This is a genomic window from Micromonospora sp., assembly GCF_048594385.1.
Classification (GTDB): Bacteria; Actinomycetota; Actinomycetes; order Mycobacteriales; family Micromonosporaceae; genus Micromonospora; species Micromonospora wenchangensis.
Map to the genome: position 1 here is coordinate 1 of NZ_JBMDWU010000071.1, position 3,498 is coordinate 3,498.

A 3,498-nucleotide genomic window follows, 5' to 3' on the forward strand; every position below is an offset into this window, starting at 1 on the left:
CCCGGCGGCGCATCGGCCCCGCCCGGCGGCCCGTTGAACCCGCCCGCCGGCCGACCGGCACCGCTCTCCGCCGCCCTGCCGCCCGCCCCGCGCCGGCCCGCCGCACCCCCACGGCACCCCACCGACCGACGCCGGCCGGACCGGCTCGCCGGCCGGATCACCCGGGGCGGCGACGGCCCCTGCTACGGCCTGGTCACCGACGACGGCCACGAGTACGCGCTGCACGGCCCCGGCCTGGGCACCGTCGCCGCCGGCAGCACCGTCGTGGTCACCGTCGACCCGGCCGCACCACCAGCCGCCTGCGGCCCCGGCACCCCGGTCGGCGTCGTCCGGATCAGCGTCGTCCGCTGAGTCCGCTCAGCCCGGCGGACTCCGGTCCACCCCGGGTACGAGCACCCGGCCGGGTCGGCGGGGCGATCGACAGGCGCCGAGGTCCTAGGCTGTGCCCATGACCGAGCAGCGTGGCGGGCCCACCGACGAGTCCTGCGTCCTCACCGAGGGGCCGTGGACGCACCGGTTCGTCGGCGCGAACGGCAGCCGGTTCCACGTCGTCGAGGCGGGCACCGGGCCGATGGTGCTCTTCCTGCACGGCTTCCCCGAACACTGGTGGGCCTGGCACACGATGCTCCCCGCCATCGCCGACGCCGGCTTCCGGGCCGTCGCGGTGGACCTGCGCGGTTACGGCGCCAGCGACAAACCACCCCGGGGGTACGACGGTTACACCCTCGCCGCCGACGTCGCCGGCCTGATCCGCGCCCTCGGGGAGCGGTCGGCCACCGTGGTCGGCGCCGGCTCGGGCGGGCTGATCGGCTGGACAGCCGCCTCGTTCCACCCCACCCTGGTCCGCCGGCTGGTGGTGCTCGGCGCGCCCCATCCGCTGCGGTTGCGCGCGGCCATCTTCGCCGACCCGCGCGGCCAGTTCGCCGCCTCCACCCCGGCGCTGAAGTTCCAGCTCCCCCGGTACGAGCACGTGCTCACCCGCAACGACGCCGCCGAGGTGCAGCAGATGCTGAGCCGTTGGGGCGGCCCCCGCTGGGTGGCCGGCCCCGACTTCGCCGGGTACGCACAGCGCTGCCGGGAGGCGATGCTCATCCCGCAGGCCGCCTTCTGCGCGCTGGAGGGCTACCGGTGGGCCTTCCGCTCGGTGCTGCGGCTGCACGGCTACCGGTTCGTCCGGCTGATGCAGAAACCCCTGGTCACCCCCACCCTCCAGCTGCACGGGGCGGCCGACGTCGCGTCCCTGCCGCGCACCGCGCAGGGTTCCGGCCGGTACGTCAGCGCCCCCTACGAGTGGCGGCTGCTCGACGGGGTGGGCCACTTTCCCCACGTGGAGGCCGGCGACGTGGTGCTCGGCGAGATCCTGCGCTGGACCAAGTCCTGACCCGACCGGCCCGGTCGACGGTCCCCTGCCGACGGTCCCGAACGTGCCGGGGCCGGGCCTCCGGAGCCCGGTGCCGGGTCGGCGGTCAGACGCGCTGTTCGCGCAGATCGGCGACCTCGGTGGCCGGTGCCCAGCCCTGGTAGACGCCGAAGTCGAAGACCTCCAGCCCCATCGCCTGCGCCACCGGCCAGCGACCGCCCGTGTACTCGACCCGCAGCCACCCGTCGTGCTCGCCGAGCACGATGAACGGCTGCCCCTGCCAGGTGCAGGTGGTCCGCACGTACGCCAGGCCCTCGACCTCGCCGGCCGGCACCACCCGCACGTACCGGCCGGGGCGTACCTCCTCGAAGCCGTCGGCGGGTTCCGGCTGGTAGATCCGCACGTGCTCGCCGTCCGGGCTGACCTGGTACTCCCGCCCCTGCCAGCGGGCCACGTAACCGTCCCGCGTCACGGCTCGCCCACCCGTCGCCAGACCAGCGCGTCGGTGTCCAGGATGGCGATCACCCGTTCGGTGCCCTCCGTGCCGATCCGCCAGAGCTGTGCGCCGTGCGGCAACCGGGCGCTGTCCACCTTGAACTCGGCCACCACGTCGCTGCTCTCCCCGGGCGCGAACCCGTTGCCCCGGAACGGCGCACGCTCGATCACCCAGCCTTCCATCGCCCGCATCGCCGCCTCGTTCTGCCCGCCGTACGGGATGCGGTAGAGACTCGGCCGGTACGCGGGCCAGCGCAGCACGTACGTGGCCTCGGCGTCGCGGGCGAAGGGCGAATCGGGGTAGCCCAGCCCCAGGGCGTCGTGCAGTTCCGCCGGGGTGGTCAGGTGGGCCAGCTCGCCCGCCCGGTGCACGAACCCGGAGACCCGGTCGTAGCCGCGTTCCAGGTAGTAGGCGAGTTGGCTCGGGGCGACCGCCTTCTGCATCACCACCGGACGGGACGGGTCGGTGACCGGCGGGGCGTACCGGGTGCGTTCGGCGGGTGCCTCGGCGGCGGCCACCGGCTCCACGTCCGCCTCGTCACCGAGCCCGACCTCGGCCGCCCAGCTCGCCAGGGCCACGATCTGCTCACCGGGGAGCTTGGCCCCGACCGGGGTGCCCGGATTGACGGCGAACGCCCAGCTCGGGTCCGGCCACCGCCGGATCAGCTGCACGAAGCGCACCTCGATCGTCTCGACCGGCGGCACGTCGTGCTCGGCCAGCCGTTCCGGGGACGTGTAGACCACCACGTACGTCTCACCGTCGGTCGTCCCGGTACGCCACTGGAAACCGGGCTCGCCGGGGCGGCTGCCGACCGCCGAATCGGGGTTGACCGGAAGCAGCACCCGAGCCAGCAGCAGGGTGGAGAGGAAACCGTCGGTGCTGCCCGCGCCGACCGCGTCCAACAGGTTCTCCTCGACCTCGTTGGCCGGCAGGAACGGCTCGTCGGCGGTCGTCGGGGTGTCCGCACCGGCGGACGTCGACGGGGTACCGGGCGGCATGCTGCCGGTCGGGGCCGGCTCGGCGGCCGGATCCGGTGCCGGTGCCGCCGGGGCGGTCGACGCGGCCGGGGAGGGTGGCACGGCCGGGGAGGTCGGCGCGGCGGTGGTCGGTGCCGCCGGGGAGGTCTGCGCGGCCCGTTCGGCGGCGGGGGTCCACAGGTCGACCGGGGTGGAACGCGGGTCGACACCGTCCGCTTGCGGCGCGGCGACCGTCGGGGCGGCTCCGGCGGCAGGCCGGGCCGGCGCACCGTTGGTGACGGCACCTGCGGCGTCCCCCGTCGGGGTGGGGGCGACGGGCCCGGCTGCCGGGCTCCCGGCGGGAGCGCTGCCCGCCGGTACGGCGTCGGCTGTCGGAGCGGTCCACGGCTGCGCCCCCGCAGGCGGCCCGGTGACCGGTGCCGCCGGTGCGGACGGTGCCGGTGCTGATGTGGGCGGTGCTGATGTGGGCGGTGCCGGTGCGGGCGGAAGGACGGTTGGAGCACTGACCGGCGGGGTCGCCGCCACCGGCGGGGCTGCCACGTCCGGTGGGGCCGCCGCCACCTCCGCTCGGGCCTTCGCGGCGGCCCGCTCGGCGGACGGGGTCCACAGGTCACCCGGAGCAGGGCGGGACCGGGCGCCCGGCGGCGGGCCGGCGGGCGACGGCG

4 protein-coding genes are annotated in these 3,498 nt (G+C 76.2%); 2 read left to right on the top strand and 2 right to left on the bottom strand.

The features are described from left to right. Nucleotides 1-351, top strand: a 351-nt coding sequence (locus tag ACOJTC_RS03355; protein WP_420115689.1) for a hypothetical protein, incomplete at its 5' end; no start/stop codon positions are given. A 97-nt stretch (nucleotides 352-448) separates the two neighbouring features. Continuing rightward, the gene (locus tag ACOJTC_RS03360) at nucleotides 449-1,381 is read left to right on the top strand and encodes an alpha/beta fold hydrolase (RefSeq protein WP_357925487.1); all 933 of its coding nucleotides are present in this window, start codon (nucleotides 449-451) and stop codon (nucleotides 1,379-1,381) included. A gap of 85 nt (nucleotides 1,382-1,466) precedes the next feature. Here the strand turns inward: ACOJTC_RS03360 and ACOJTC_RS03365 are convergent, their stop codons facing one another. Next, nucleotides 1,467-1,832: a hypothetical protein gene (locus tag ACOJTC_RS03365; protein WP_204925788.1), complete on the bottom strand. Its 366-nt coding sequence runs from the start codon at nucleotides 1,830-1,832 to the stop codon at nucleotides 1,467-1,469. Beyond that, a partial coding sequence (locus ACOJTC_RS03370; protein WP_420115690.1) for an SseB family protein occupies nucleotides 1,829-3,498 on the bottom strand: 1,670 nt, incomplete at its 5' end. The genes ACOJTC_RS03370 and ACOJTC_RS03365, both read right to left, overlap by 4 nt.

What these genes read in the sequence shown, in the direction of transcription:
- ACOJTC_RS03360 (WP_357925487.1), top strand. Translation starts at nt 449, where the DNA reads ATGACCGAGCAGCGTGGCGGGCCCACCGACGAGTCCTGCGTCCTCACC.